At 66.4% G+C, this 1,575-nt stretch carries 1 protein-coding gene; it reads left to right on the top strand.

Going from position 1 to position 1,575, the window contains the following annotated elements; translation table 11 throughout:
* Nucleotides 1-1,575, top strand: a 1,575-nt coding sequence (locus ACYVDE_RS22245; protein ID WP_460503724.1) for a family 20 glycosylhydrolase, incomplete at both ends; no start/stop codon positions are given.

Genomic DNA, 1,575 nt, shown 5'->3' with positions numbered 1-1,575 from the left:
CGCCGCAGTAGGTCGCACCATCGGGCGCTTGTCGCCGGGCACGAAAACGGCCGGCGCTGCCACGCTGCAGGTGCGCTACGGCCGCGTGGGGCAGCCCGAAAAGTTCGACGAGGAGCGGTATTCGCTGCGTGTCACGCCCATGGGCGTGAGCATCGACGCGCCGACGAGCCTGGGGGTGCTGCGGGCGTTGGCCACGCTGGAGCAGCTGCCGCGCACCGACAAAAAAGGCCGCTATCTGCCCGAAGTCGACATTCGCGACCAGCCGCGCTTTGCCTGGCGCGGGCTGCTGATTGACGCGGCGCGGCATTTCATGCCCGTGGCCGTTATCAAGCGCAACCTCGACGGCATGGCCGCCGTGAAGCTGAACGTGCTGCACTGGCATCTTACCGACGACCAGGGCTTTCGCGTCGAGAGCAAGGTTTTTCCGCGCCTGCACACCGTGGGCAGCCCCGACGGGCTGTTTTACACCCAGGCTGAAATCAAGGAAGTGCTGGCCTACGCGGCGGCGCGCGGCATTCGGGTGGTGCCGGAGTTCGATATGCCGAGCCACACCACCAGCTGGATTGTGGCCTACCCCCGCCTGAAATCGGCCGACTCGACCTACGCGCCCTACACGAAGTGGCGCACCACCAACGTAGCCATCGACCCCACCCGTGAAACCACCTACACCTTCCTCGATTCGCTGCTGACCGAGATGACCGGGCTGTTTCCGGACCCCTACTTCCACGCCGGGGGCGACGAAAACGACGGCCGCAACTGGCGCCGCACTCCGCGCATCGTAGCCTGGATGCAAGCCCACGGCATGACGAAGCCCGACGGCAAAACCGTGGACAAGCACCAGCTGCAAACCTACTTCAACCGCCGCGTGCTGGCCCTGCTGCAACCGCACGGCAAGAAAATGATTGGCTGGGATGAAATTCTCGGTCCCGACCTGCCGAAGGATGTCATCATCCAGAGCTGGCGCGGCAAAAAGGGCCTGAACGAGGCCGTGAAGCTGGGCCACCCGGCCCTGCTGTCGAGCGGCTACTATCTGGATTTGAACCTGACCGCGGCCAGCTCATACATTACCGACCCGCTGCCGCCCGACACGCCCCTCACGCCCGCCGAACAGCAACTGGTGCTGGGCGGCGAGGCCGCGATGTGGGCCGAATTTGCCGATTCGGTGGTGCTTGACTCGCGCATCTGGCCGCGGGCGGGGGCTGTGGCCGAGCGGCTGTGGTCGCCGCGGGCTGCCACCCAGAGCGTGGCCGATATGTACCGTCGGCTCAATGTTCTTTCGCCCCAGCTCGAAACGCTGGGCCTGCGCCACCGCCGCGCCCCCGAACTGCTGCTGAAGCAGTTGGCCGGCAGCGCCAGCGTAGCGCCCCTGCGCACGCTGGCAGAGGTGCTGGAGCCGGTGAAGGAATACAAGCGCCATTTTCAGGGCTTCGACTACACCACGGCCACGCCGCTCAACCGGCTGGTTGATGCCGCGCCGGCCGAATCGGAAATGGCCCGTCAGTTTGCAGCGCTGGTCGATAGCGTGGTGAGCGTGCAACCCGGCGCGCCCGGCTTCCTGCCGCCGGCCCCGCGCCA

It is taken from the genome of Hymenobacter agri, assembly GCF_054778495.1.
Note: the sequence above shows the minus strand (reverse complement) of the source record. Positions and strands in the feature narration are given on the sequence as shown.